Here is a 2207-nt window from a genome sequence, read left to right on the forward strand (position 1 = left end):
GCTGAACGCGCCGGGACTGAAGTTCCTCCCACAAGAATGCTGGTCGCGCGGGTGGTACGGGAACAGCGGTGGAATCTCACACCCAATCCCCATTCCCCAATCACCGCAGCAGAGCCACCCGCTGCGCCAGCTTCTTGGCCGAGATGCCGGCGCGGGCGCCCAGTTCCTGGGCGAACAGCGACACCCGCAGTTCTTCCAGGTCCCAGCGCAGCGCTTGCCACTCCGGCGTGTCGCCGCGTCCGGCCGCGGCCGCGTCGGCCAGTGCGTCGACGAACGGCTTCAGCTCCAGCATCCGCGACTGGTCGCGCGCCGGATCGCGCTTGGCGCGTTCGGCGCGCAGGATCATCGCGCGCAGGTAGCGCGGGAACTGCGCCAGGGCAGTGGCCGGGGTCTCGCGCAGGAAGCCCGGATGCAGCAAGGCCGCCAGTTGCGCGCGCAGGTCGTCGAGGTTGCCGCTGGCCCAGCCCATCAGCGGCGATTCCAGTTGCGGTTTCAGTTCCGCCGCCGCGCCCATGATCGCCTCGGCCAGCTTCAGCCGCTCCATCGCCTCGCCGAACAGCTGCCTGGCGGCGGCGTCGCGGCGCTGGGCAAAACTGTCCGCATCGCGGATCGCCTCCAGCCCCTGTTCCAGCAGCGCATTCAACGCCGCTTCCACCAGGTCGCCACGCAGGCGTTCCTGCGATTCGATCGCCGCGTACAGCAGCCCGGTCTTGGGCGATACCGGCAACTGCTTGCGCGCCTGCTTGACCTTGTCGGCCAGGGCGATCTCCAGCAACCGACGCACGCCGCGCGGATGCGCCGCCTCGGCCTGCGTACGGTCGGCGAAGATGCGCAGGGCAGCGCTGTCGGCCTCGTCCACCAGCGCCGGATACGCAGGCACGCCGGCTTCGCCCGGCACCTGCAGCGGGATCGGCGTGGCCGGGAACTCGCGCAGCCCGGTCGCGGCCATGGCGCGGCCGGCGCGCGCGGCGAAGGCCTGCCCGGCACGTTCGCCGAAGCGCGCGCGCAGCGCGTCCAGGTCGCGCGATTCGGCCAGCACCTTGCCCGCCTCGTCGCGCAGGCGCAGGTTCATGCGCAGATGCGGCTCCAGCGTGCTCTCGTCGAACTCCAGCGCACTCAGCGGCGCGCCGGTGGCGCGCTGCAGGAACCGCGCCAGCTCGCCACGGATGTCGTCGGCGCTGGGCTGCGGGAACGCCTCGTAGAACGCACGCGCGAAGTCCGGCGCCGGCACGTAGTTGCGGCGCAGCGCCTTGGGCAGACTGCGGATCAGCGCCGCCGCCTTGTCGGTGACGAAGCCCGGCGCCAGCCACGACAGCCGCGCCGGGTCCAGCGCGTTGAGCAGGTGCACCGGCACCTCCAGGGTCACGCCGTCGTCGGCCGCGCCGGGTTCGAAGCGGTAGTGCAGTGGCAGCCGCGCATCGCCCAGCGGGAAATACGTGGGATAGCGCTCGGCGGCGCTGCCCTCGCCCGGCAACAGGTCGGCCAGCGACCAGTGCAGCGCGCGCCGCTGCTCCGGTGCCAGCGCCTTCCACCAGGCGTCCAGGCCGGAGGCGGAATGGATCTCGCCGGGAATCCGGTCCAGATACCAGCGCGCCTGCCAGTCCTCGTCGGCGACGATGCCGGCGCGACGCAGCTTGGCCTCCTCCTCGTGCGCCTGCGCCAGCACCTTCTGGTTGTCGGCGACGAAGCTGGCGCGCGTGTTGATCTCGCCTGGCACCAGGCCCTGGCGCACGAACAGCTCGTGCGCACCGGGCGGATCGATGCGGCCGTAGTGCACCGGCTTCTTCGGCGCCAGCACCAGCCCGAACAGGCTGATCTGCTCGGAGGCCAGCACCTGCCCCTGCGCGCGCGACCAGTGCGGATCGAAATGCTTGCGCGCCAGCAGGTGCGGCAATTCGGCGATCACCCAATCCGGCTCGATCGCCGCGTTGGTCAAACCCCACACCTTCTGCGTGTCCAGCAGCGTCGCCGGCAGCACCCACGGCGGCGGCTTGCGGGCAAGCGCCGAACCGGGGAACAGCAGGAAGCGGCGCTGCCGCGGCGCCAGGAAATCGCCCTTCTCGGTGCGGTGACCGACCTGGGTCGGCAGCCCGGCCAGCAAGGCGCGGTGCAGCGCCTGGTAGGCGGCGGCACGCTCGCGTTCGCTGGCACGCGGTGCCTCCCCGGCCTCGGCGGACGCCGGTGGCGCGGCTTGGGCCGCCGGTGCG

1 protein-coding gene is annotated in these 2207 nt (G+C 72.0%); it reads right to left on the reverse strand.

Annotation, left to right across the window (positions count from 1 at the left end; genetic code table 11):
* Positions 1-100: 100 nt before the first annotated feature.
* On the reverse strand, positions 101-2207 hold a 2107-nt coding region (locus D588_RS0112405; RefSeq protein ID WP_017916217.1), incomplete at its 5' end, for a DUF3418 domain-containing protein.

This window comes from Xanthomonas sp. SHU 308 (assembly GCF_000364645.1).
GTDB classification, from domain to species: Bacteria; Pseudomonadota; Gammaproteobacteria; order Xanthomonadales; family Xanthomonadaceae; genus Xanthomonas_A; species Xanthomonas_A sontii.